The sequence below is a fragment of the Halorubrum sp. GN12_10-3_MGM genome, from assembly GCF_005435235.1.
GTDB classification, from domain to species: domain Archaea; phylum Halobacteriota; class Halobacteria; order Halobacteriales; family Haloferacaceae; genus Halorubrum; species Halorubrum ezzemoulense.
The window spans coordinates 32,716-55,603 of the sequence record NZ_SGUB01000002.1 but is presented as its reverse complement, the minus strand read 5'-3'; the positions used below and the strand labels follow the sequence as shown (position 1 = coordinate 55,603).

The following is a 22,888-nucleotide window of genomic DNA, read 5'->3' as shown; positions in this document are numbered from 1 at the left end:
ATGAGCAAAGCAGACACAACCGACGCCGTCGAAGACAGCGGCGTCATCCAGAGCGTGAGCGGTCCGGTCGTGACAGCCCGCGATCTCAACGCCCGCATGAACGACGTCGTCTACGTCGGCGACGAAGGGCTCATGGGGGAAGTGATCGAGATCGAGGGCGACCTCACGACGGTTCAGGTGTACGAGGAGACCTCCGGCGTCGGCCCCGGCGAACCCGTCGAGAACACGGGCGAGCCGCTGTCGGTCGACCTCGGCCCGGGGATGCTGGACGCCATCTACGACGGCGTTCAGCGCCCCCTGGACGTGCTGGAGGGCAAGATGGGCAGTCCGTACCTCGACCGCGGGGTCGACGCGCCCGGCATCGACCTCGAGGAGGAGTGGGAGTTCGAGCCCGAGGTCGAGGCGGGCGACGTCGTCGAGCCCGGCGACATCGTCGGCGTCGTCGAGGAGACGGTCACCATCGACCACAAGGTCATGGTGCCGCCGGACTACGAGGGCGGCGAGGTCGTCGCCGCCGAGTCCGGATCCTTCGACGTCACCGAGACGGTCGTCGAGCTCGACAACGGCGAGGAGGTCTCGATGCACCAGGAGTGGCCGGTGCGCGAGGCGCGCCCCGCCAACGACAAGAAGACGCCCCGGACGCCGCTGGTGTCCGGGCAGCGCATCCTCGACGGACTCTTCCCCATCGCGAAGGGCGGGACGGCCGCGATCCCCGGCCCGTTCGGCTCCGGGAAGACGGTCACGCAGCACCAGCTCGCGAAGTACGCCGACGCGGACATCATCGTCTACGTCGGCTGCGGCGAGCGCGGCAACGAGATGACCGAGGTCATCGAGGACTTCCCCGAGCTCGAGGACCCGGCCAACGGCAACCCGCTGATGGCCCGCACCTCGCTCATCGCGAACACCTCGAACATGCCGGTCGCGGCGCGTGAGTCCTGTATCTACACCGGGATCACGATCGCCGAGTACTACCGCGACATGGGGTACGACGTGGCGCTGATGGCCGACTCCACCTCGCGGTGGGCGGAAGCGATGCGCGAGATCTCTTCCCGGCTGGAGGAGATGCCCGGCGAGGAGGGGTACCCCGCGTACCTCGCCGCCCGGCTCGCGCAGTTCTACGAGCGCGCCGGCTACTTCGAGAACATCAACGGGACGGAGGGCTCCGTCTCGGCGATCGGCGCGGTGTCGCCGCCCGGCGGCGACTTCTCCGAGCCGGTCACCCAGAACACGCTGCGGATCGTGAAGACGTTCTGGGCGCTCGACGCGGACTTGGCGGAGCGGCGCCACTTCCCGTCGATCAACTGGAACGAGTCCTACTCGCTGTACAAAGACCAGCTCGACCCCTGGTTCGAGGACGAGGTCGCCGACGACTGGGCGGAGCGCCGCCAGTGGGCGGTCGACGTGCTCGACGAAGAGACGGAGCTCCAGGAGATCGTCCAGCTCGTCGGGAAGGACGCCCTGCCTGACGACCAGCAGCTGACGCTGGAGGTCGCGCGCTACCTGCGCGAGGCGTACCTCCAGCAGAACGCGTTCCACCCGGTCGACACGTTCTGTCCGCCGGAGAAGACGTACCTGATGCTGACGACGATCCAGACGTTCAACGACGAGGCGTTCGACGCGCTCGACGCCGGCGTCCCGGTCGAGGAGATCATCGACATCGAGTCGGCCCCGCGGATTAACCGTATCGGCGTCCAAGAGGACTACGAGGAGTACGTCGAGGATCTCAAGTCGGAGATCACCGAGGAGCTCCGGAGCCTCTACTGATCATGAAAGAGTATCAAACCATCACCGAGATCAGCGGCCCCCTCGTGTACGCCGAGGTCGACGAGGCGATCGGCTACGACGAGATCGTCGAGATCGAGACGGCACAGGGCGAGACGCTGCGCGGACAGGTGCTCGAATCCTCGGAGGACGTGGTCGCGATCCAGGTCTTCGAGGGGACGAGCGGTATCGACAGAGACGCGTCCGTCCGCTTCCTTGGCGAGACGATGAAGATGCCCGTCACCGAGGACCTCCTCGGGCGGGTGCTCGACGGCTCCGGCCGCCCGATCGACGACGGCCCGGAGATCGTCCCCGAGGAGCGACAGGACATCGTCGGCGCGGCGATCAACCCGTACTCCCGGGAGTACCCCGAGGAGTTCATCGAGACGGGCGTCTCCGCCATCGACGGGATGAACACGCTCGTCCGCGGGCAGAAGCTCCCGATCTTCTCCAGCTCCGGCCAGCCGCACAGCGAGCTGGCGATGCAGATCGCCCGGCAGGCTAGCGTGCCGGAGGAGGAGGAAGGCGGCGACGACGAGGAGGGCTCCGAGTTCGCCGTCATCTTCGGCGCGATGGGGATCACCCAGGAGGAGGCGAACGAGTTCATGGAGGACTTCGAGCGCACCGGTGCGCTGGAGCGCTCCGTCGTCTTCATGAACCTCGCGGACGACCCCGCCGTCGAGCGGACGGTCACCCCGCGCATGGTGCTCACCACGGCCGAGTACCTCGCCTTCGAGAAGGACTACCACGTCCTCGTCATCCTGACGGACATGACCAACTACTGCGAGGCGCTCCGCGAGATCGGGGCGGCCCGCGAGGAGGTGCCCGGCCGCCGCGGGTACCCCGGGTACATGTACACCGACCTGGCGCAGCTGTACGAGCGCGCGGGCCGGATCAAGGGCCGCGAGGGCTCGGTCACGCAGATCCCGATCCTCACGATGCCGGGCGACGACGACACTCACCCGATCCCGGACCTGACCGGGTACATCACGGAGGGGCAGATCTACGTCGACCCCGACCTCAACAGCCAGGGCCTCCAGCCGCCGATCAACGTCCTCCCCAGCCTGTCGCGGCTGATGGACGACGGGATCGGCGAGGGGCTCACCCGCGCCGACCACGCCGACGTGAAAGACCAGATGTTCGCGGCGTACGCGGAAGGTGAGGACCTCCGCGACCTCGTGAACATCGTCGGTCGCGAGGCGCTGTCGGAGCTCGACAACAAGTACCTCGACTTCGCGGACGCGTTCGAGTCCGAGTTCATCGACCAGGGCTTCGAGACGAACCGCGACATCGACGAGACGCTCTCGATCGGCTGGGACCTCCTCTCGATGCTGCCGAAGGACGCCCTCAACCGGATCGACGAGGAGTTCATCGAGGAGCACTACCGCGAGGACGACTCCGAGCGCAAGGTCGTCGAAGCGGCCGACTGATCCGCCTCGACTCACCTTTTACCCGCGGTCGATACCCCTCGCCAGCGATCGCGCCGCGGTGACCGCGCTCGGGGCCGATCCGCGGCGGCTCCCCGGCCGATCCGGCGCGTCTGAAAAGAATTAACCGCCTCGGAGCGGAACCTACCCCCAAGATGGCCAAGGACGTCAAACCGACGCGCAAGAACCTGATGGCGATCGAGGACCGCATCGAGCTCTCCGAGCGCGGTCACGACACGCTCGAACAGAAGCGCGACGGGCTCATCATGGAGTTCATGGACATCCTCGACCAGGCGCAGGACGTCCGGTCGGAGGTCTCCGAGAACTACGAGACGGCCCAGCGGAAGATCGACATGGCCCGGGCGATGGAGGGCGACGTGGCGGTCCGCGGCGCGGCCGCGGCGCTGAAAGAGCACCCGGAGATCACGACCCAGTCGAAGAACATCATGGGCGTCGTGGTCCCGCAGATCGAGTCCTCGAAGGTACAGAAGAGCCTCGACGAGCGCGGGTACGGCCTGCTCGGCTCCTCGGCGCGGATCGACGAGGCGGCCGACGCCTACGAGGAGCTGCTCGAGTCGATCATCCTCGCCGCCGAGGTGGAGACGGCGATGAAGAAGATGCTCACGGAGATCGAGACCACGAAGCGCCGCGTGAACGCCCTGGAGTTCACCCTGCTCCCGAGCCTCTACGAGAATCAGGAGTACATCGAGCAGAAGCTCGAAGAGCAGGAGCGCGAGGAGATATTCCGCATGAAGAAGATCAAAGCGAAGAAGGAGGAAGAGGAGGCTGCCGAGGAGGCCGAGGCGGCCGCGGAGGCCGCGGCCGCGGAGACCGAGGAACCCGAGCCCGCCGACTGACCGTCCACCGCGCGTCGGCCGTTCTTTCTGTTGATCGCTCTGTCCGTTTTCCCTCGCCGCTCTCGCCGCACCGAAGACGGCCGCGTTTAAGTCTTGAGCGCCGCCTATCTCCGGTCGTGCCCTGTCCTCACTGCGACGCCGACGCCGTCGGGTTCGCCGTGCCGCCCTCGATCCGCGAGTACGCGCCGGCCGACGCGGTCGCGATCTGTACTCGGTGCCTGCGGGTCGTCCCGGCCGCGGAGGCGGGGGTCGCGGGCGACGCGCCCGTCGACCCGGACCTGTCGGTTATCGATCCTGCCTTCCCCTCCGGCGAGGCGGGCGTCGCGCTGGCGCTCTGCTGTGGCAAGCTGGAGTCGTTCGCGCTCAACCGTGCGGCGATCGAGGCGCTGATCGGCCACGCCGAGCGCGCCGGCGCCGATGCGTTCGCGTTCTTCGACCGGCTCGACGCACCTGACGCCGCGTTCGACCTCGACCGTCGGCGAACGGCGCTCCGCGACGCGATTTAGTACTGGTACGATTGGTCGCTTCTGTCGAACGGTGACGCCGACCGTAACTAAATCGTGGCGAGTACATCGGCAGCGAAACCCGCTAAAGCCCCGCGGCTGCCCTTTTGACTCCCGCCCCGCCCAGTACGGCACCGCACACCTCCCCAGCCTCATCGGTGATTACGTACCGTCTCACTCACCGCCGTCTCGGTACTGACCGGGGCCTGTCCCGATCGTCCCGTCAGAGGTCGACGCTGTCCGGGTCGTTCCACTCGTCGTCCGCGTCGTCACCGTCGTCCGCCTCCGTCCCCGCCGGGCCGAGCCGCTCTTCGCCCTGCCGCGACTCGTGGACGGCGAAGCCGCCGGTCCGCTCGTCGCTCCCGCCGGCGTACGGGTCGGTGTCCGGGTCGTAGTCGCGCTCTCCCCGCTCGAAGACGTACGCGAAGAAGCCGAACAGCGGGACGACGAACGAGATGAGTGCCCACTTGCGCGGGTCCATTCCGTACTTGGGCGCGTCGACGTACGCGTAGGCGGCGAAGCCGACGAGCCACATGAGCGGGACGCCGACGAGGATGACGGCGACGAGCGGTCGCATACCGACGCTTCGCCCGCGCGGTAATAAGGCTGCGGGCGGGCCGGCGCCTCTGCGGCCGGACGCCCGCAGACGGGTCGCCGCTCGGTCGCGAGCTAGAGAAACGGCCGCCAGTAGTACGGACTGACGAACCCCTCGATAACGGCGGCGACGGTGATCAGAATCCCGATCCCGACGGTCACCCAGAACGCTGTCTCCAAGGCGTCGGCGAACCGCTCGCGGCTCGCGCGGCCGCGAAACGTCCGCCACGAGACCGCGCCGAGGCGGACGCCGAGCGCGCCGGAGACGACGAGCGCGGGGATCTCGAAGATCCCGTGCGGGACCACGAACGCGACGAGCGCGGAGAGGTTCTCCTCCAAGGCCGCGGTGGCGCCGAGCGCGAGGCCGTTGAACGCGAGCGACGAGAGCGCGGGGAGGGCAAGCCCGACGCCCGAGAAGGCGGTCGCGATCGCGACCCCCCAGTTGTTCCCGAAGTACGTCAGCGCCGCTACGGGCGGGATCTGTCCGGCGATCCGACCCTCGATCGAGGTCGGGGCCATCTCCGCGAACGGCGCGGCGGCGACCCACCCGAGCGCGCCGAACCCGACGGCCACTCCGAGCGCGAGCGCGTGGGAGCCCGGCGTCGACCGGACGAACCCGCGCAGCTCCCGCCACCCGCGTCGGAGGCCGCCGCCGAGCTGGGCCCGGAGGCCGGCCTCCGTCGGCGAGAGGGGGTCGACCGTCCCGCGGTAGTCGCCGTAGAGAACCGTTTTCAGCAGGTCGAGCGCGGGCGCGACGACGACGGCGCTGGCGAGCGCGACGACGGGGCCCCCGCCGACGAACGCGATCCCGGAGGCGACCGACGCGACGGCGACCAGCGCGCCGATCGCGACCACGAGGTACGCGGCGGCGTCGACGGGGTTCGAGCGAACGAAGCTGCCGGCGCCCTCGACCCCGCCGACGACGCCGGCGTCGTCGACGACGACGGCCGCGGGCGCGAACGCGAAGAGGATCCGAACGAGCGCGAGGGCAACGAAGCCGGCGAGCAGGGCGCCGATCGCCACCGCCGCCCCGAGGAACGGGTTCGCGAGGAACGCCGCGCCGACCGCGATCAATCCGAGCGCGACCACGCCGATCCACAGGATGAGTTCGGCGACGTACAGCCCGAGGAACGTGAGCCACCGGGATCGGGCGCCCGCGATCCCGGCGACGAGCCCGCGGTCGTCGCGGAGGCTCGCGGCGACCGCCGAGAGCTGGCCGGCCGAGACGACGGCGTACGCGAGGACCGAGAGGGCGACCGCGAGGAGGACGCCCCCGGCGAAGAGGACCACGACGGTCGGCGTGAGCAGCGGCTTGAACGCGGGGCCCAACCCCTCGGCCCACGCCTGAAGCGCCTCGGGGTCCTGCGTCTCCGGCGGCGGCTCGACCCCGGCGAGCGAGTCGCGGGCCGCGGCGAGGCGGCCGTTCAGTTCGAGGTGGAGGTAGATCCCCGCGAGCGCCGCGAACGGGCCGAGCCGAGCGATCGCCGGCACCGCGGTGCCGAGGAGGTAAAAGGGGAGGACGTCGGCGGGGCGTCGACGGAGGGTCGCAGTCGTTGCCGTGACGGCGGCGGAGAGGTCCATACGGTCGGTTCGGTCGTCCGCAACTTAAAAACGGGAGTCCGGACGGGGGAGCGGTTCGGGGCGGTCCGGGCCGCCGTTGGTCAGTCCCAGAACGACTGCGTGCGCGCGTACTCGCGCTCCTGGCGGAGCACGTCGCGGTAGAACTCGTCCTCATCCTCGCGGAGCTTATTGATAATCCGCGCGGCGTTGTGGGGCCCGACGCCGCGCGCCGCGAGGGCTATCACCGCCCGCTTCCCGTGCGTCTGGACGAGGCTCGCGGCGCGGTGCGCCCGCTCGGTGCGGCGCTCCTGCTCGTCGTCCTTCTCGGCCGCGCGCACCGCGGCGACCGTCTCGTCGTCCCACGGGTTGAGTGCCGCGACCCGGGTGGACCCGCACTCGGGGCACTCGGGCTGGTCGCGGACGCGCCGGACCTTCGTCGTGTGCTTCCAGTCCGTACAGTGGAGACAAAAGAGGATCACTCGGTCGTCCCGGATGCGCTCTTTGACCGTCTCGATCACGTCGGCGTCGGCGTTGTCGGGGACGAGGAACTCCGTGCCGGCGGAGCGACCCGCGGTGCCGAGCGGGGTGCGCTCGCGGGCGATAGAGAGGTCGAGCGGGCCGTCCCGTCCCCCGTCGTCCGGCTGGAGCGCCGCGAGCAGGTCCGCGGTCTCCGGCACCGCGAGGTCGGCGTGGAACACCTCACGGAGCGCCTCGTCGTAGACGGGAGTGTCTTCGAGGGCCGCGAGCAGGCGGTCGCCGCCGAATCGGCCGCGTCCCTCCTTGTACCGCTTGACGGCGCCGAACTTCGCCGCGACCTGCGCGAGCGTGAACTTCAGCGCGTCCGACTTCTTCACGGCGAGTTCGAGGTACGCCTCCAGCCGGTCGGGGTCCGTCGTCTCCAGCACCTCGCGGAAGATTCCGGGACTGACGCCGTTCGGCACCTCGAACTCGATCCGGTACGGGTCGACGTCCATCCCGACGGACGAGCCGGCGCGCTGGCCGACGAGCGCAGCGAGCAACCGCGCGAGCGTCTCGTTGACCTCGTGGCCGAAGGCGGCGTTGACCGCGACGGTGCGGGCGCTCCCCTCGATCACGATCCGCTCGTCGGTCGGGACGGGGTGGCCGGCGTCGACGTGGTCGACGACCGCCTTCAGCGCGGCCGCGACCGTCTCCTCGTCGGTCGGGTAGCACTCGGCGAGGTCGGCGGCGACCGCCGTCGGCGTGGAGCCGGCCGCTAGGGCGGCCGCGGCCTCGCCTCGGATCCGACCGACCTCCTCGGCGACTGGCTTCGGGACGGGGATCTCCTGGCCCACCCACGAGGGGACCTCGCCGGTCGGGTCGGGGATCGGCGTGACGTTCACGCGCTCCTCCTCCTCGTCGACCTCGGTGATCCGCCACATCTCGCCGCGCTGGACGAACGTCTCGCCCGGCCCGGCGAAGTTGACGACGAACTGCTCGTCGAGGGTGCCGATACCCCGCCGCGAGGACATGTCGTACACCTCGTAGGTGGACTCGTCGGGGATCATCGAGAGGTTCGCGTAGAAGTACTGCCAGGTGCCGCCCGACTTTTCGAGAGTGTCCGTCTCCTCGTCGAGCCACAGCAGGCGGTTCCCGTCGAGCTCGCGGACGACCTCCTGGAACTCGGGCTCCGAGAGGTCGGCGAACGGGTAGGCGTTCGTGATCGTCTGGTACGCCTCCCGGGCGTGGACCTCACCCTCGTCCATCACGAGCCCGACGATCTGGTTGGCGACCGTGTCGAGGCTTCCGTGGTGGATGTTCGCGGGCTCGACGAGCTCCTCGCCGGCGCGCCGCGCGATGGCCATCGCTTCGAGCGTGTCGTCGCCTCCCTGCGTCACGACGGTCCCCTCCGAGACGAGGTCGCGGCGGTGGCCCGCGCGGCCGACGCGCTGGAGCAGCCGGGCCACCTCGCGGGGGCTCCCGTACTGGACCACGTGGTCGACGCGCCCCACGTCGATCCCGAGCTCCATCGAGGAGGTGCAGACGAGCCCGTCCAGACCGCCCGACTTGAACCGGTCTTCCACGTCGACCCGGACCTCCTTCGAGAGCGATCCGTGGTGGAGCTCGATCTCCGTGGGGTCGGCGGCGTCGTCCCGCCCGTCGCGTTCGGCGGCCTCCCGCTCGTTCTCGGCGAGCGTCTTGAACCGCGAGCCGAGCGCCTCCGCGGTCTGGCGCGTGTTGACGAAGATCAGCGTCGACTCGTTCTCGGCGACGATCTCGCGGATCGTCCGGACGTGGCTCGCGGTCGTCTCGTCGACCGCGAGCTCGCCGGCGAGCGTGGTATCGCGGTCCGTGATCGCCGGATCGAGGACGCGCACGTCGGTCCGCGTCCCGGCCGCGACCTCGACCGTCTCGAACGCGCGGTCGCCGGGGCGGTCGGGGTCGCGCTTGCCGGTGCCGACGAGGAAGCGCCCGACCTCCTCGGGGTCACCGACCGTCGCGGAGAGGCCGACGCGCTGGAACGGCCCCGCGACGCGGCGGAGGCGCTCGAGGCCGACCGTGAGCTGGGCGCCCCGCTTCGCCGCGGCGAGCTCGTGGACCTCGTCGATGACGACGTGCGCCACGTCCTCCAGGGCGACCCGCATCTTCGAGCCGGTGAGGATCGCCTGGAGGCTCTCCGGGGTCGTGATGAGCACGTCGGGCGGGTCGTCGGCCTGCTTCGACCGCTCGTACTGCGTGGTGTCGCCGTGGCGCACCGCGACCTCGACGCCGAGGCGGTCGCCCCACCACTCAAGCCGGTCCATCATGTCGCGGTTGAGCGCGCGCAGCGGGGTGATGTACAGCGCGGAGATACCCTCCCGCGGCGGGTCGCCGGGCGCGTCGCGGGCCGCGACGATCGCGTCGAAGACGGGGAGCATCGCCGTCTCCGTCTTCCCGGTCCCCGTCGGCGCGAGGACGAGGGCGTTCCGCCCGTCGGCGAGCGGCGGGATCGCCTCGCGCTGGGGCTCCGTCGGCGTGGAAAAGCCCCGGTCGGAGAGCGCCTCGCGGATATCGCTCCCGAGGTGCGCGAACGCGTCCATGCCCGACGATTCCGCCATTGTCTGATCGTCGGACCTTGGGCGCTCGGGCGATTAAGCCCGTCGCCCCGCGCGACGCGCACGGTCGACGTGAGGCGGCGGCGACGCGCGGGACGGCGACGCGCTGAATGGAGACGCGCGGGACGGCGACGCGCTGGATGGAGACGCGCGGCGACGGCGACGCACGGCGCCCGCCTCGCGCGCGCCGATCAGTTCGCGAGGGGCAGTTCGACGGCGAACACGCTCCCCGTCGGCTCGTTGTCCTCGACCCACACGTCGCCGCCGTACTTGTCGACGAGCGTCTCGACGAGGTACAGACCGATCCCCGTCCCGCCGCTCTCGAGCCCCTTCGCGCCCTCCTGGAAGATGTCCTCCTTGTGGTCGTCGTCGATCCCGGGGCCGTTGTCCGCGATCGACACGCGCACCGAGTCGTCCGAGACGCGCGTCGAGACCGTGATCTCGGCCCTCTCCTTGTCGTTGTGGACGACCGCGTTCGTCAGCAGGTTCCGGAACACCGCCTCCAGCAGGTCGTCCGCCGCCACCGTCACGTCCGGGATCGACTCGCTCACGGTAACCGTCGCCCGGTCCTGCTCCGACCGGACCTGTTCGATCTGTCCGTTGAGCTCGGCTCGGAGGTTCATCGGCGTCAGGTCGGAGCCGGCCTGTAGCAGCACGTCGGTGACGTCCCTGGCGGTCTCCGTGATGTCCGCCGCCTGCTTCGCCGCCTCGATGACCGTCCGCGCGTAGGTCCGGCTCTGGTCGTCGACGAGCGCGTCCTCGAGGAGTGCGGTGTACGACTCGACCACCATCAGCTGGTTTCTGATGTCGTGGCGGACGACCTGATTGAGCAGCGTGAGGTTGTCCCGCTGCTCTTCGAGCGTCCGCTCGTACTGCTTGAGCTCGGTCACGTCGCGGGCGTATCCAAGGACGGCGTCTTCGCCCGTCTCGGCAACCTCGTAGGGTATCTTCGTCGTCTGGAGGATGCGCGTCTCCCCGTCCGCCGTGGTCAGCGTCTCCTCGTCTATCGTCCTCGGCTCGCCCGACTCGATCACGGCGAGGTCGTCCTGCCTGAACGCCTCGGAGTCCTCGGCGCTGGGGATGATCTCCGCCTCGGACTTGCCCTCTACCTCCTCCGGCGTCTTCCCGTACGCCGCCGCGGTCGCTTCGTTGGCCAGCAGGTACTCGCCCTCCCGGTTCTTCACGAACACCAGGTCGGGCACGAGGTCGATGATCCGCCGGAGCTCCTCGCGCGTCGCCTCGATGGCCCGCTCGTACTCCTTCCGCTCCGTGACGTCCTGGAACAGCCCCAGCGCCCCGACGACGTTCCCCGCGTCGTCGTACTGCGGATCGCCGATCGCCCGCACCCACTTGGTCCGATCGGTCTCCGTCACGATGCGGAGTTCGAGGTCGTACGACTCGCCCGCCTCGGTCAGGCGGTCGAACGCCGCCTCGATGGCGTCGCGGTCGTCCGGGTGGTAGAAGCTGAGCCTGTCCTCTAGGCGGCTCGTGTCGTCGGGCGGAACCTCGTGGATCCGGTACACCTCGTCGCTCCACGTGAGCGAGTCCTCGACCAGATCGGCCTCCCACCAGCCGATCGACGCGCTCTCTTGGGTGCGCTCGATGACCGATCGCGTGCGTTCCAGTTCCGCCTCCCGGCGCTTTTGGTCGTCGATGTCGAGGCGGACCCCGACCGCGCGGACCGGCTTCCCGTCGTCGTCGCGCTCGACGACCTTCCCGACGTCCCGGATCCACTTCCAGTCCCCCGCCGCGGTGCGCATCCGGTGTTCCGTGTCGTAGAGCTCCGTCTCGCCGGCCATGTGGCTCGACAGGGCGTCTTCGACGGGCCCGAGGTCGTCGGGGTGAACGCGCCGCTCCCACGCGTCGAGGTGCGGTTCGATCTCGTCGGGCGCGTGGCCCAACATCCGGGCCCACCGGTCGTTGAACTCGACCTCGTCGGTGGCCATGTCCCAGTCCCAGACGCCGATCTGTGCGCCCTCGACCGCGAGTTCGAGGCGGTCTTTGATCTGTTGGAGCGCTCGCTCTCGCTCCCGTTGTTCGGTGATGTCGGTCGACACACCGCACACACCGCGTATCTCCCCCTCCTCGTCGTACACGGGGGACTTCCGCGTCAGCCGAACGCTCTCTCCGGCGGGCGTCGGCACCGTCTCCTCGACTTCGATCCGTTCGCCGTCTTCAACGACCCGGCGGTCGTCAGCGCGGGCCTGCGCCGCGACGGCCTCCGGGAAGAGTTCCTCGTCGGTCATCCCGACGGGGTCCTCGTCGACGGCGAACACGTTGCGGCACGCCTGGTTCATCAGCAGGTACCGCCCCTCGGTGTCCTTCAGGAACACCGCCGCGGACATCGTCTCCAAGACGGTCTGGAACCGCCGGTGCGTGCGCCGGTGTTCCCGCTCCCGCTCCTTCTGTCGCGTGACGTCGCGGGCGACGCCGACGATCTGCGTCACCGTTCCGTCGTCGACGACCGGGGTAAGCTTCGTCTGCCAGTCGGTCGCCCCGCCCGGGAACTCGAGCCGCTCCTCGTACTCGATCGTCGTCCCCCGCTCGACGCAGAGCCGATAGTTCGCCTCGACCGCGGCCCCCTGTTGCTCTCCGAGGAGTTCCCGCGGCGTCTTCCCGAACATCGCGTCCTCGGTCAGCCCGGTCTGTCGCTGGTGTGCGGTGTTGTTCTGCCTGAACGTGAACTCGTACTCGCCGTCCGTCCGCGCCACGTCAACGAGAAAGATCGCGTCGTCAGCCTCCTGAAACATCGCCTCGTAAACGCTCGTCACCTCATCGCCGTCCGATCCGAACCGATCGGCACCGTTCGTAGATGAACCTCTTCCCATGATCTCGCTCTTTTCTCTTTACGTTACTGAGAGTAATAATACTGCGGATGTCAACGCGGGGAACAGACCGCCCGTCGACCCCGCTCGCGGCCCCTCACGGCGCCGCGCCCGCTACGTTACGCCGCCCTCGCCCGTCGCGTACGCCTCGTGGGCCCCCGAGTCGAGGATCGCCTCGATCTCGTCGACGACCTCCAGCACGTCGGCAAAGGAGGTGTAGGGGGCCGCGGGGCAGACCCGCACCACGTTCGGCGGTCGGAAGTCGACGACCGCGCCCCGGTCGTTGAGCGCCTCGCTCAGCCGCTCGGCATCGGGGTGTTCGAGGGCGACGTGACCGCCGCGCGCGGCGTGTTCGCGGGGCGTTCCCACCGAGACCCCCGGGAGCCGGTCGTCGACGAGGGCGATGAGGAAGTCGGTGAGCGCGAGCGACTTCGCCCGCAGGCGGTCGATCCCGGCCTCGCGCAGGAGTTCAACCGACCCTTCAAGCGGCGCGGCCGAAAGCAGCGGCGGCGTGCCGATCTGCCACGCGCCGGCGGAGTCGGCCGCGGTGAAGGTCATGTTCATCTCGAACTGCGTCGCCTTCTCGTGGCCCCACCACCCGGCCAGCGCGGGGTCGAGCCCGTGGTGGCGCTCGGCGACGAACAGCGCGCCGATCGACCCCGGTCCGGCGTTGAGGTACTTGTACGTACACCACACCGCGAAGTCGACGCCGGCGTCGCCGAACGCGTGGGGGACGGCGCCCGCGGAGTGGGCGGCGTCGAAGCCGGCGTACGCGCCCGCCTCGTGGGCCGCCGTCGCGATCCGCTCGACGTCGAACAGCTGGCCCGAGCGGTACAGCGCGGTCGGCATGAACACGATCCCCACGTCGTCGTGCGCCGCCAGCGCCGCCTCGATGTCCCGGGGATCGATCGTCCGCCCGTCGCGGCTCGGAACGACCCGGAGCTTCTCGTCCGGGTCGATCCCCCGCTGCCGGAGCTGCGCCCGGAGCGCGTAGTGGTCGGAGGGGAAGTCGAGCTCGTTGACGAGGACCGCGGGGTCGGCGTCCGGGTCGCCGTCCGGCGCCCACTCTCCGTCCGCGGCCGCGACGTCCTCGCGTTCGGGCCCGTTCCCGGCCAGCAGCTCGTCGAGGAACGTGCCGATCAGGGTGTGGATGTTCACCGTGATCGAGTTGCCGACGACCACCTCGCTCGGCTCCGCGCCCACCAGCGGCGCGAGCGCGTCGCCGAGTCGTTCGCCGACATCGAACCACGGCGGGTCGGCGTCGGTCCACCCGGAGATGAGCAGCTCGCGCCACTCGTCGACCACGCGGTCGAGGCTCGCGAGGGCGGCGTCGCTCGCGGGGCCGAGCGAGTTCCCGTCCATATAGAGAACACCGTCAGGGACCCAGTAGCGGTCCGCGAACGACGCGAGCGGATCGTCCTCGTCGAGTCGCGCGGCGAGCACCGCGGGGTCGGCGTCCTCTCCGTCGTCGGCGCCGAGTCCCTCGCCCGCGAGGGCGTCGCGCGCGGGGGCGTACGGGTCGTCCATACACGAGGGCGCCGCGCCGGCGACTAAGCGTTTCCGGGGTCCGGCGAGGGCCGCGAAACGGTCGGGTGACCTACTCGACGATGTCGATCGCGGGTCGGCCCGGCTCCGCCTTGCTGACGACGGCCTCCTCGGCGTCCGCGGCGCGCTCGACGCGGACCGGGGCGTCGAACTCGCGCTCGATCAGCCACGCGGCCGCTCGCAGGGCGTCGTGTTCGGCGTCGCCGTCGAGCGTCTCACGGAGCGCCTCGCGGTTCGCCTGGAGGTCCTGCCCGTACGAGGCGGCGTCGTCGCCCCGCTCGCGGATGTGGCTCTCGGCCATCAGCTCGGAGATCAGGTTGTCGGCGTCGCTGTCGATCGCGATCTCCAGCGCGTCGTACTTCCAGTCGGGCGCGACGACCACGTCGATCCGCTCGGGGTCGTCGATCCCGGCGACCTCGACGATGTCGCGCACGTCCTCGCGGGTGTTCTCGACCAGCCGGCGCCGGCGTTCGACCGTCTCGCGGTCGACGCTCGCGGTCGGCCAGTCGGCCTCCGCGACGAACCCGTCGCGGCCGAGCGACTCCCACAGCTCCTCGGCGAGGTGGGGCGCGACGGGGGCGAGCAGGCGGACCGCGACGTCGACGCCGCGCTCGAAGACGGCGGGGTGCGGGTCGGCGTGCTCGCGGTAGCTCCGGAGCGTCCCCACGAGGTCCTGCGCCTCCCGCAGCGCCACGTTGAACGTCAGGTCGTCGTACTCCGCGCCGGCGATGGCGACCGCGGCGTCGGTCTCGTCGGCGACGTAGTCGTCGATTTCATCGCGGTCGGCGTCGGGGTCGGCCGTCGCCACGTCGCCCGCGGCGTGCGCCTCGACGAGGTCGCTGAGGCGGGTCAGGAATCGGTGGGTGGACCGGACGCCCTCCTCGGACCAGTCGAAGTCGCGCTCGGGCTGGGCGGCCTCCATCATGAACAGCCGCGCGGTGTCGGCGCCGTACTCGTCGACGATCCGCTGCGGCGAGACGACGTTCCCCTTCGACTTGGACATCTTCTCGCCCTCCAGCTGGACCATCCCCTGTGCCAGCAGGTTGGTGAACGGCTCGCGGTGGTCGAGGTCCTCCTCGTCGGCCAACACCTTGGTGAAGAACCGCGAGTACAGCAGGTGCATCACGGCGTGTTCGATGCCGCCCACGTACTGGTCGACCGGCATCCAGTCGTTCGCGCGGCCGAGGTCGAACGGGGCGTCCGCCAGGTCCGGCGAGACGTACCGCAGGAAGTACCACGAGGAGTCGACGAACGTGTCCATCGTGTCGGTCTCGCGGGTCGCCGGCCCGCCGCACTCCGGACAGGTCGTCTCCTGCCACTCGTCGGCGGCGTCGAGCGGGTTCCCGGTGGTGTTGATGAACTCGGGCAGCTCGACGGGCAGGTCCTCGTCGGGCACCGGGACCGCGCCGCAGTCGTCGCAGTGGACCATCGGGATCGGCGTCCCCCAGTAGCGCTGCCGGGAGATGCCCCAGTCGCGCAGCTGGTACTGCGTGGCCGGCTCGGCGCTCCTGATATCGTCCGTGATCCGCTCGCGCGCGGTCTCGCTGTCCAGTCCGGTGTACTTGCCGGAGCCGATTAGGACGCCGTCCTCCGTGAATGCGGCCTCCTCCACGTCCGGTGCGTCCGGGACCGCTTCGCCGTCGGGGTCGTCGGACTCCGGCGCGATCACGGGTCGGATCTCGACGCCCTTCTCCGTCGCGAACGCGTGGTCGCGCTCGTCGTGGGCGGGCACGGCCATCAGCGCGCCCGTCCCCACGTCCGAGAGGACGAAGTCGGCGACGTACACCGGGATCTCCTCGCCGGTGGCGGGATTGGTCGCGGTCAGTCCGGTCTCGACCCCGTTCGGCTCGTCGCCGTCGGGGTCGGCCTCGTGGTGGACGAACTCGTGGATCTCGTCGTCCTCCTCGGCCAGCTCCTCGGCGATCGGGTGATCGGGGGCGATCGCGAAGAAGGTCGCACCGTATATCGTGTCGATCCGGGTCGTGAACGCCGTCACGTCCCCGTACCCGTCGATCGAGAAGTCGACCTCGCTGCCGTGCTGTCGGCCGATCCAGTTGCGCTGCATCTGCCGGACCGAGTTCGGCCACCCCTCTAGGTCGTCGATGGCGTCCAGCAGCTCGTCGGCGTACTCGGTTATCTTCAGGAACCACTGGTCGAGCTCGCGGGTCTCGACGGGGGTGTCGCAGCGCCAGCATAGCTCCGCGTCGCCCTCGACCTGCTCGTCGGCGAGGACGGTCTCGCAGGAGGGACACCAGTTCACCTCCGCGTCGCGGCGCTCGACGAGGCCGGCCTCGTGGAAGCGGCGGAACAGCCACTGGTTCCACCGGTAGTAGTCGGGGGTACACGTGGTGACCTCGCGGTCCCAGTCGTAGCCGAACCCCATCGACTTCATCTGCCCCTTCATCGTGTCGATGCAGTCGAACGTCCAGTCGCGGGGGTTGGTGTCACGCTCCTTGGCGGCGTTCTCGGCGGGCAGTCCGAACGCGTCCCACCCCATCGGGTGGAGCACGTCGTCGCCGCGCATCCGCCGGTACCGGGCGTACGCGTCCGTGATCGTGTAGTTGCGGACGTGACCCATGTGGAGCTTCCCGGACGGGTACGGGTACATCCCGAGGACGTACGTCGGGTCCGAGGCCTCGTCCGGGACGTGGTACACGTCGGCGTCGTCCCACGCCTCCTGCCACCGTTCTTCGACCGTCGCGTGGTCGTATCTCTCCTGAGACATCTGCTTATATACTCGTGGTCGGTTCTGCGTCGTATAGCTTTCCATCCAGTGGTGCGCCGTGACACGGGGCGACGCGGTCGATGCGCGCGCCCGCGCGCTGGCGGCCTACAGCTTCTCGGCGTTCCTCGCCTGCTCGACCCGCTTCGTCGCCTGCTCGACCCGCTTTCCGGTCGCGTTCGCGAGCCCGGGCGGGAGCCCCTCCCGCGCGGCCGCGAGCCGCTCCTCGATCCGGGCGATCCGGTCGAGCACGTTCGCCAGTTGACGCTCCGTCCCTTCGGCGTCGCCCTCGCGGGCGCGCTCCTCGGCCCGCTCCGCGGCGTCGACCGCGGCCGCGAGGGCGCGTTCGAGCCCGTTGACCGCGTTCGACGGGCCCCCTGAACCGCCGCCGCTCCCGCCGCTGTCGTTTCCGCCGCCGCTCCCGCCGCCCGCGCCGCCGTCTCCGTCCCCGCCGTCGCTCTCGGCCGCCGCGGCCGCGACCGCCGCGCGCGTCTCCTCGGCCACGTCGGCGACGTAGCCCGCGAGCGGGGCCGCCCCGGTCTCCGGGCGCTCGATCCGGATCGCGTCGTCGCCGGCGTCCGGATCGTCCCCCTCGTCGCCGTCGTCTCCCGCCCCCGGCCGGTCCGGGTTGACGCGGTACGCGCCGACCTCGTCGTCGGCGTCGCGGACCTCCGTCGTGTACGCGCCGCCGGCGTGGACGTAGGCGGCGTCGCTCCCCTCGATCGCGGAGTCGTAGATCCGCCCGGCGAAGTCGTCCTCGATCGCGGTCCGGGTCAGGTCGACCTCGCTCTCCGCGTCCGACAGCTCGACCTTCCGCGCGTTCTCGCGGGCGACGAGCGGAATCTCGCCGTCGACGCCGGCGGTCGTCACGGCCTCGTCGGCCGCGACGGTCAGCCGCTCGCTGTGGGGCGCCCGCCCGGCGCCGTTGACCGTGAAGCGGTGATCGCCCTCGGGGACGCCGTTCGCGACCGCGACGCCGCCGGCGAACGTCGGCACCGCTTCCGGGTCGCTCTCGATCAGCGCGAACGACTCGACGCTCGACTCGGTCGTGGTCAACCCCTCGCCGTCGGGCGCCTCGTCGCTCTCGGTCGCCTGCGTGACGCGCGCGACGACGGCGTCGAGCCCCCCGGCGGCCTCGTCGCCGAACGACGGGTCGTCGGCGATCGCGTCGTACCGGTCCGCCATCTCGGACCGGTGGTTCCCCGCAGTGACGTCGAGCGCGGGGTTCTCGTAGCGCGGCTGCTCCCACGGGACGCCGGTGGTCGTGATGTGGCTCGCGACCGCGTCCTCGACGGCCTCGGGCACGGCGAACTCGAAGCTGAGCTGCGGGCCGGTGAACGCGTCGATGTCCTCCAGCTCGGCGCTCTCCACCAGCTCGTACTCGACGACGGACTCGGCGGCCTCGGCGGCGAGCGCGGCGTCGTCGCCGTCGTCGGGGCGCTCGCCGTGTCGGAAGGCGATCCCCGTCTCCCGGAGCGGCAGGTCGGTCGGCGGCGAACGCAGCGCGTCGAGCGACCGGACCGTCAGCGCGCCGTCGACCAGCGAGGACTCCGAGACCGACGGGAGGTCAGGGTGGTCGTAGATCGGCTCCCCTTCGTACTCGGGGACGACGAACGGCAGTCGGGCCCCCTCGTCGCGGGGCAGACCGTAGGCGATCGGAATCCCGAGCAGGTCCTCGACCGTGTCGATCGTCGTGTTGGTGATGTCGGCGAGCAGGCCCTCCTCGCCGACGCGCCGGAAGCCGTCCGGGATCTCGTTGATCGAGAGCGTGCTGGAGTGCGAGCCGAGTTCGGGGAGGATCCGCGGGACGACCTCGGGGTCGGGGTCGAGGAACTCGTTGTTGGGCACGCTCCGCGAGTGCGAGCTGGCGACGTACAGCTGCGGGTCGCCCGAGTCGAGGTCGACGAAGACGTGGAGCACCTCCCAGTCGTGCCAGTGGAAGTTCGCGGTGAACTGGTCGAACGCGGAATAGAGCCAGAACTGGACGACCGCCAGCGGGGAGTCCTCGTAGCGCATCCCGTTGTAGAAGACGGTCGGGTTCGGCGGCTCGCCCGCCTCGTCGTACCGCTCGTGGTAGCCGTCGAACGCGGCGAAGCCGTCGACGACCGTCTCGCCGTCTGCCTCGCTCGCGTACGGTCGCGGGTCGGTCGGGTACCACGGCTCGGCGCTGTCGAAGTACAGCGTCGGCGCGAACCGCGCCGCGAGTTCGTCGAGCCGGTCCGCGTCGAGATCGGTCGTCGACGCGTCGTCCGGCTCAGGGCCGGAACAGCCCGCGACCGCGGCGCTCCCGGCGCCCGCGAGCGCGCCGAGGACGGTCCGGCGGTCGACGCGGCTCGCGGGCGCCCCGCCGGGCGCTTCGTCCGGCCCGCTCCCCCTCGCACCGTCGCCGGCGTCGGCGTCCCGATCCATTTCCTCGGGCGACGTGAGCCGCACGAATAACACTTCTGCCGCCCGCGAGCCGCTCGTTCGTCTCGGTTGTCACGGCTCCCGGCGTCCCAGCGAGACGTCCGAGACGACGGCGCCGACGCCGTCGACCGACGCCACCGCGCCGTACTCCCGGGCCGAGGCGACCGTCCACGGCAGCACCCGCAGCCCGGCGGTCGCGGCCCGCGAGACGATATCCGTCCGGAGGCACAGCTCGTACCGCGGCGACACCGCCGCACAGCCCAGTGCCGTCGCCGTCTCGACGATCCCCGCCACGTCCTGCGGCGGATACGCCCACCTCGGCAGTCCGACCCCCGCTCGGCTCCCCGGGATCAGCGGCCTGAGCGGCCGCGCCGGGACCGACTCCCGGGCCCCGTAGACGGTCGGGACCGTCGGGTCGGCCGCGTTCGCGGCCTCGATGGCCGCGGGGTCGTCGGCGGCGACGGCGAGCCCGTGGTCGCGTTCCGCGCCGGCCGCGACCGCGTCGGCCGCCACGCCGCGCTCCTTCAGGTCGAGCAGGACCCACGCGTCCGACGGCACGGCGTCGAGCGCCGCGGCGAGCGTCGGCACCGGTTCCCCCGACCCCTCGACGGAGAGCTCGGCGAGCCGCCCCGCCGGGGTCCGGCCGACGCGACCGGTCGCGTCCGTCACCCGCCCCAGCGTCGCGTCGTGGAAGGCGACGAGCTCGCCCGTGCCGCAGCGGCGCACGTCGAGCTCGACCCGGTCGACGACGGCCGTCGCCGCCTCGATAGCCGCGACCGTGTTCTCCGGGTGTTCGGCCGCGAAGCCGCGGTGCGCGACGAGCGGAGGGTCCCCCCTACCGGCGGCCGCGTCGGCCCCCGCGGCGTAGCCGTCGTTTCCGCCGGCATCGCCGCTCCCGCGCCCGGCGCAACCGGCGAGGGCGGCCGACCCCGTCGCCGCGACCGCACCGACCGCGAGCGCCCCGCTCCGCCGAAGCATCGCTCTGCGGGTCGCTTCCGTCCGCGCGTCGGATCTAGGCGGGGCGGCGTCGCACACGGCGGTCTCACCGTCTGACGTTCGGCGCCACGGACAAAAGTCCGGGGGCACGGACCGAACCGCGCGACGCCGTCTCCGGGAGAAGGTATTTGCGGCCGGCAGCCCGATTCCGGGGTATGGACGGGAAGCAGGCCCTCTACTACGCGGCGATCGCGATCGCGGTGTTGATCGGGGTCGGTATCGTCGTCAGCGTGGTCTCCGCGCTCGTGAGCCTCGTCTGGACGATCGTCTCCGGGGTCGTCTCGCTCGCGGTGCTGGCGGGGCTCGTTTACGTCGCCTACAAGGCCGGCTCGTGGCTGCTCGGCGAGGGCGGCTCGCCGTCGCTCGACTCGATCGGCTCGGAGTCCGCCTCGTCGACCTCGGTCGACGCCGGGAGCAGCCGTCAGGACCGCCTCCGGAAGCAGTACGTCGAGGGACAGATCAGCGAGGCGGAGTTCGAGCGGCGCATCGGCGAGGAGTTGGAGACCGAGGAGGTCGACGAGATCGACCGCGAACTCGAACGGGAGCGGTAGGCGTCGACCTCCGCGGGGACTCAGAACCGCTCGCGGAGCTCAGCGCGTAAGTCGTCGACGTCGAGGTCCTTCATCGCGAACAACACGAGCAGGTGGTAGACGAGGTCGGCGCTCTCCGCGGTGAGCTCCTCGCGGTCGTCGTCCTTCGCCGCGAGGATGGCCTCCGTCGTCTCCTCGCCGACCTTCTCTAAGACCGCGTTCTCTCCCTTTTCGTGGGTGAACAGGGACGCGGTGTACGACCCCTCCGGGAGCTCCTCCTTGCGCGACTCGATGGTGGCGAACAGCTCGTCGAGGACGGCCTCGGGCGGCTCGTCCGCGCTCGATTCGCCCTCGGCCGGATCGCTCACGCGACCACCTCCCGCTCGGGGAAGAAGGCGAGGTCGTGGATCCGCGGGTCGTCGGTGAGCTCCGGGTGGAACGCGGTGGCCACGACCGGCCCGTCGCGCACCGCGACCGGGCGCCCGTCGACGGTCGCGAGCGTCTCGACGCCGTCGCCCACGTCGTCGATGGCCGGCGCGCGGATGAACACGGCGTGGAAGGGGTCGTCGAGGCCGGTCACCGGGACCTTCGCCTCGAAGGAGTCCTTCTGCCGGCCGAACGCGTTGCGGTCGACGGAGACGTCGACCAGCCCCAGCGGCTCGACCCGGTCGTCCTTCGCGTCGGTCGAGCAGACGATCAGTCCGGCGCAGGTGGCGAGGATCGGCTTCCCGGCCGCGACGTGGTCCCGTATCTCCGCGGCGATCCCCTCGCGGTGGATCAGCCGCGAGATGGTCGTCGACTCCCCGCCCGGCATCAGGAGGACGTCGCAGTCGGGCACGACCCCCGACTCTCGGATCTCGACGACCTCCGCGGACTCGTCGTGGGCGGCCGCGGCGTTGCGGACGGCGGCGGCGTGTTCGGCCACGTCGCCCTGGACGGCGATGACGCCTGCTTTCATACGTATCGGTGGGGCGGGCGCGTGGAAAAAGGGCGCGCTACGCGACCGGTCGACTCGGGATCGGTGCGTCGGCAGAACGGGAACGGCGGGGGCGTTACGCGACCGTCAGCGAGAGGATCTGGACGAACACGCCGAAGAGGACGCAGAACGCGAGGACCGTCTTGGGGTCGATCGCGATGGCGTTCCGGTCCTCGTTCTCGAAGTAGCGGACCAGTCCCGCACTGGACATCAGCCCGCCGGAGTTGGAACCACTCATATCCGCTTCTGGACGGCGACGCGTCCTAAACGTTTCGTTCGTCGTTCGGACCGTGTTCGCGCCACCGTCGCGCCGTCGCCCGGTCGAGCCGCCGCCGAGCGCGCGCACGCACAAGTGGGAAACCCTTATGCGCGGCCCGGCGGTAGTTGACCGCGACTATGACCGTTCGACTGCTGGATTTCCACGCCGAGTGGTGCGGCCCGTGTAAGACCCAAGACCCCATCCTGGAGGAGATCCAGGAAGACCTCGGCGACGCGTTCGAGCTCCAGAAGGTCGACGTCGACGAGGAGCAGGACGTCGCGAACCAGTACCAGGTCCGCTCGCTCCCGACGCTCATCGTCGAGAACGACGACGGCGTCGTCGACCGCTTCGTCGGCGTCACGCAGCGCGAGGACATCGAGGCCGCCCTCTCGGAAGCGGGCGCCTGACCAGGACTTTCGCCGACTAGCCTCTCCTCCCGCGACCGTCGCGGCGTCTCGCAACCTTTTACAGCACCGCCCGCACAGTAGCCGTATGGCCAGTTTCGACGCCGCCGAACGTCGCATGCTCGACCGACAGATCTGTATGCGCTGTAACGCCCGCAACGCCTCCGAGGCCGAGCGCTGCCGCAAGTGCGGCTACACCAAGCTCCGCCCGAAGGCGACCGAGCGCCGCGCGGCGTAACCCGGCCGTTTCCGGGTCGTTCACGGCCCTTCTCGCGGACTCTCCTCCTGACCGCCAGCCGCGCGTGTGCCTCGCTCCGCCCCAGCCTCGCGGTTCGCTCGGGGCTCCCTTCGGTCACCCCTCTCTCACCGCGTCCCTCGCACGCGCTCCTCGCGGCCGCCGAAGGCGGCCGCTCGGAGGCGCGCGCCGAAGTCGGTGGTCGGTCTCGCCGTCACTCTGTTTTAAACCCGGC

18 protein-coding genes are annotated in these 22,888 nt (G+C 70.6%); 7 read left to right on the top strand and 11 right to left on the bottom strand.

Annotated elements, in window-relative coordinates; translation table 11 throughout:
• The 4 genes from EXE47_RS01955 to EXE47_RS01940 all read left to right on the top strand — a co-directional run bounded on the left by EXE47_RS01955 (position 1) and on the right by EXE47_RS01940 (position 4,551).
• Positions 1–1,764 (top strand): ATP synthase subunit A, encoded by a 1,764-nt coding sequence (locus EXE47_RS01955; RefSeq protein ID WP_049931790.1) that lies wholly within the window; start codon positions 1–3, stop codon positions 1,762–1,764.
• A 2-nt stretch (positions 1,765–1,766) separates the two neighbouring features.
• On the top strand, positions 1,767–3,191 hold the full coding sequence (locus EXE47_RS01950; RefSeq protein WP_049931791.1) for a V-type ATP synthase subunit B: 1,425 nt from the start codon (positions 1,767–1,769) through the stop codon (positions 3,189–3,191).
• Between the two features lie 152 nt (positions 3,192–3,343).
• Positions 3,344–4,045 carry a V-type ATP synthase subunit D gene (locus EXE47_RS01945; RefSeq protein ID WP_049931793.1) on the top strand — a complete coding sequence of 234 codons (702 nt, stop codon included), beginning with the start codon at positions 3,344–3,346 and terminating at the stop codon, positions 4,043–4,045.
• 116 nt (positions 4,046–4,161) lie between these two features.
• A complete protein-coding gene (locus EXE47_RS01940) occupies positions 4,162–4,551 on the top strand; it encodes a DUF6276 family protein (RefSeq protein ID WP_049931795.1) in 390 nt (129 codons plus the stop codon).
• A 220-nt stretch (positions 4,552–4,771) separates the two neighbouring features.
• Here the strand turns inward: EXE47_RS01940 and EXE47_RS01935 are convergent, their stop codons facing one another.
• The 8 genes from EXE47_RS01935 to EXE47_RS01900 all read right to left on the bottom strand — a co-directional run bounded on the left by EXE47_RS01935 (position 4,772) and on the right by EXE47_RS01900 (position 20,288).
• On the bottom strand, positions 4,772–5,125 hold the full coding sequence (locus EXE47_RS01935) for a hypothetical protein (protein WP_086215754.1): 354 nt from the start codon (positions 5,123–5,125) through the stop codon (positions 4,772–4,774).
• Positions 5,126–5,217: 92 nt separating this feature from the next.
• The gene (locus tag EXE47_RS01930; protein ID WP_089308834.1) at positions 5,218–6,723 is read right to left on the bottom strand and encodes a stage II sporulation protein M; all 1,506 of its coding nucleotides are present in this window, start codon (positions 6,721–6,723) and stop codon (positions 5,218–5,220) included.
• 80 nt (positions 6,724–6,803) lie between these two features.
• Complete coding sequence (locus EXE47_RS01925) at positions 6,804–9,758, bottom strand: DEAD/DEAH box helicase (protein ID WP_199237858.1); 2,955 nt, start codon at positions 9,756–9,758, stop codon at positions 6,804–6,806.
• Between the two features lie 188 nt (positions 9,759–9,946).
• Positions 9,947–12,583: a PAS domain-containing protein gene (locus EXE47_RS01920; RefSeq protein WP_089308835.1), complete on the bottom strand. Its 2,637-nt coding sequence runs from the start codon at positions 12,581–12,583 to the stop codon at positions 9,947–9,949.
• A 111-nt stretch (positions 12,584–12,694) separates the two neighbouring features.
• Complete coding sequence (kynU, locus tag EXE47_RS01915; RefSeq protein ID WP_089308836.1) at positions 12,695–14,107, bottom strand: kynureninase; 1,413 nt, start codon at positions 14,105–14,107, stop codon at positions 12,695–12,697.
• Between the two features lie 70 nt (positions 14,108–14,177).
• Entirely contained in the window at positions 14,178–16,850 is a 2,673-nt protein-coding gene (leuS, locus tag EXE47_RS01910; protein ID WP_089308837.1) for a leucine--tRNA ligase, read from the bottom strand.
• Positions 16,851–16,955: 105 nt separating this feature from the next.
• A complete protein-coding gene (locus tag EXE47_RS01905) occupies positions 16,956–19,256 on the bottom strand; it encodes a hypothetical protein (protein ID WP_089308838.1) in 2,301 nt (766 codons plus the stop codon).
• Between the two features lie 69 nt (positions 19,257–19,325).
• Positions 19,326–20,288, bottom strand: coding sequence for a glycerophosphodiester phosphodiesterase (locus tag EXE47_RS01900; RefSeq protein ID WP_241997546.1), 963 nt, complete (start codon positions 20,286–20,288; stop codon positions 19,326–19,328).
• A gap of 116 nt (positions 20,289–20,404) precedes the next feature.
• On the opposite strand from EXE47_RS01900, the gene EXE47_RS01895 reads away from it, so the two are divergent.
• Complete coding sequence (locus EXE47_RS01895) at positions 20,405–20,800, top strand: hypothetical protein (protein WP_049931810.1); 396 nt, start codon at positions 20,405–20,407, stop codon at positions 20,798–20,800.
• 20 nt (positions 20,801–20,820) lie between these two features.
• On the opposite strand, the gene hisE is transcribed toward EXE47_RS01895, so the two are convergent.
• The 3 genes from hisE to EXE47_RS01880 form a co-directional block, all read right to left on the bottom strand.
• Complete coding sequence (gene hisE / locus EXE47_RS01890; protein ID WP_086215760.1) at positions 20,821–21,147, bottom strand: phosphoribosyl-ATP diphosphatase; 327 nt, start codon at positions 21,145–21,147, stop codon at positions 20,821–20,823.
• Positions 21,144–21,737: a pyridoxal 5'-phosphate synthase glutaminase subunit PdxT gene (gene pdxT, locus EXE47_RS01885; RefSeq protein WP_086220210.1), complete on the bottom strand. Its 594-nt coding sequence runs from the start codon at positions 21,735–21,737 to the stop codon at positions 21,144–21,146. Before pdxT ends, hisE begins: the two co-directional genes overlap by 4 nt.
• A 94-nt stretch (positions 21,738–21,831) precedes the next feature.
• A complete protein-coding gene (locus tag EXE47_RS01880; RefSeq protein WP_049910744.1) occupies positions 21,832–21,993 on the bottom strand; it encodes a preprotein translocase subunit Sec61beta in 162 nt (53 codons plus the stop codon).
• Between the two features lie 158 nt (positions 21,994–22,151).
• On the opposite strand from EXE47_RS01880, the gene EXE47_RS01875 reads away from it, so the two are divergent.
• Both EXE47_RS01875 and EXE47_RS01870 read left to right on the top strand, forming a co-directional pair.
• A complete protein-coding gene (locus EXE47_RS01875) occupies positions 22,152–22,421 on the top strand; it encodes a co-chaperone YbbN (protein WP_006111654.1) in 270 nt (89 codons plus the stop codon).
• Positions 22,422–22,506: 85 nt separating this feature from the next.
• Positions 22,507–22,656, top strand: coding sequence for a 50S ribosomal protein L40e (locus EXE47_RS01870; protein ID WP_006629440.1), 150 nt, complete (start codon positions 22,507–22,509; stop codon positions 22,654–22,656).
• The last annotated feature ends 232 nt before the right edge of the window (positions 22,657–22,888 follow it).

Coding starts and splice junctions, on each gene's coding strand:
- EXE47_RS01955 (WP_049931790.1), top strand. CDS start 1: ATGAGCAAAGCAGACACAACCGACGCCGTCGAAGACAGCGGCGTCATC.
- EXE47_RS01950 (WP_049931791.1), top strand. CDS start 1,767: ATGAAAGAGTATCAAACCATCACCGAGATCAGCGGCCCCCTCGTGTAC.
- EXE47_RS01945 (WP_049931793.1), top strand. CDS start 3,344: ATGGCCAAGGACGTCAAACCGACGCGCAAGAACCTGATGGCGATCGAG.
- EXE47_RS01935 (WP_086215754.1), bottom strand. CDS start 5,125: ATGCGACCGCTCGTCGCCGTCATCCTCGTCGGCGTCCCGCTCATGTGG.
- EXE47_RS01930 (WP_089308834.1), bottom strand. CDS start 6,723: ATGGACCTCTCCGCCGCCGTCACGGCAACGACTGCGACCCTCCGTCGA.
- EXE47_RS01925 (WP_199237858.1), bottom strand. CDS start 9,758: ATGGCGGAATCGTCGGGCATGGACGCGTTCGCGCACCTCGGGAGCGAT.
- EXE47_RS01920 (WP_089308835.1), bottom strand. CDS start 12,583: ATGGGAAGAGGTTCATCTACGAACGGTGCCGATCGGTTCGGATCGGAC.
- kynU (WP_089308836.1), bottom strand. CDS start 14,107: ATGGACGACCCGTACGCCCCCGCGCGCGACGCCCTCGCGGGCGAGGGA.
- leuS (WP_089308837.1), bottom strand. CDS start 16,850: ATGTCTCAGGAGAGATACGACCACGCGACGGTCGAAGAACGGTGGCAG.
- EXE47_RS01905 (WP_089308838.1), bottom strand. CDS start 19,256: ATGGATCGGGACGCCGACGCCGGCGACGGTGCGAGGGGGAGCGGGCCG.
- EXE47_RS01895 (WP_049931810.1), top strand. CDS start 20,405: ATGGACGGGAAGCAGGCCCTCTACTACGCGGCGATCGCGATCGCGGTG.
- pdxT (WP_086220210.1), bottom strand. CDS start 21,737: ATGAAAGCAGGCGTCATCGCCGTCCAGGGCGACGTGGCCGAACACGCC.
- EXE47_RS01880 (WP_049910744.1), bottom strand. CDS start 21,993: ATGAGTGGTTCCAACTCCGGCGGGCTGATGTCCAGTGCGGGACTGGTC.
- EXE47_RS01875 (WP_006111654.1), top strand. CDS start 22,152: ATGACCGTTCGACTGCTGGATTTCCACGCCGAGTGGTGCGGCCCGTGT.
- EXE47_RS01870 (WP_006629440.1), top strand. CDS start 22,507: ATGGCCAGTTTCGACGCCGCCGAACGTCGCATGCTCGACCGACAGATC.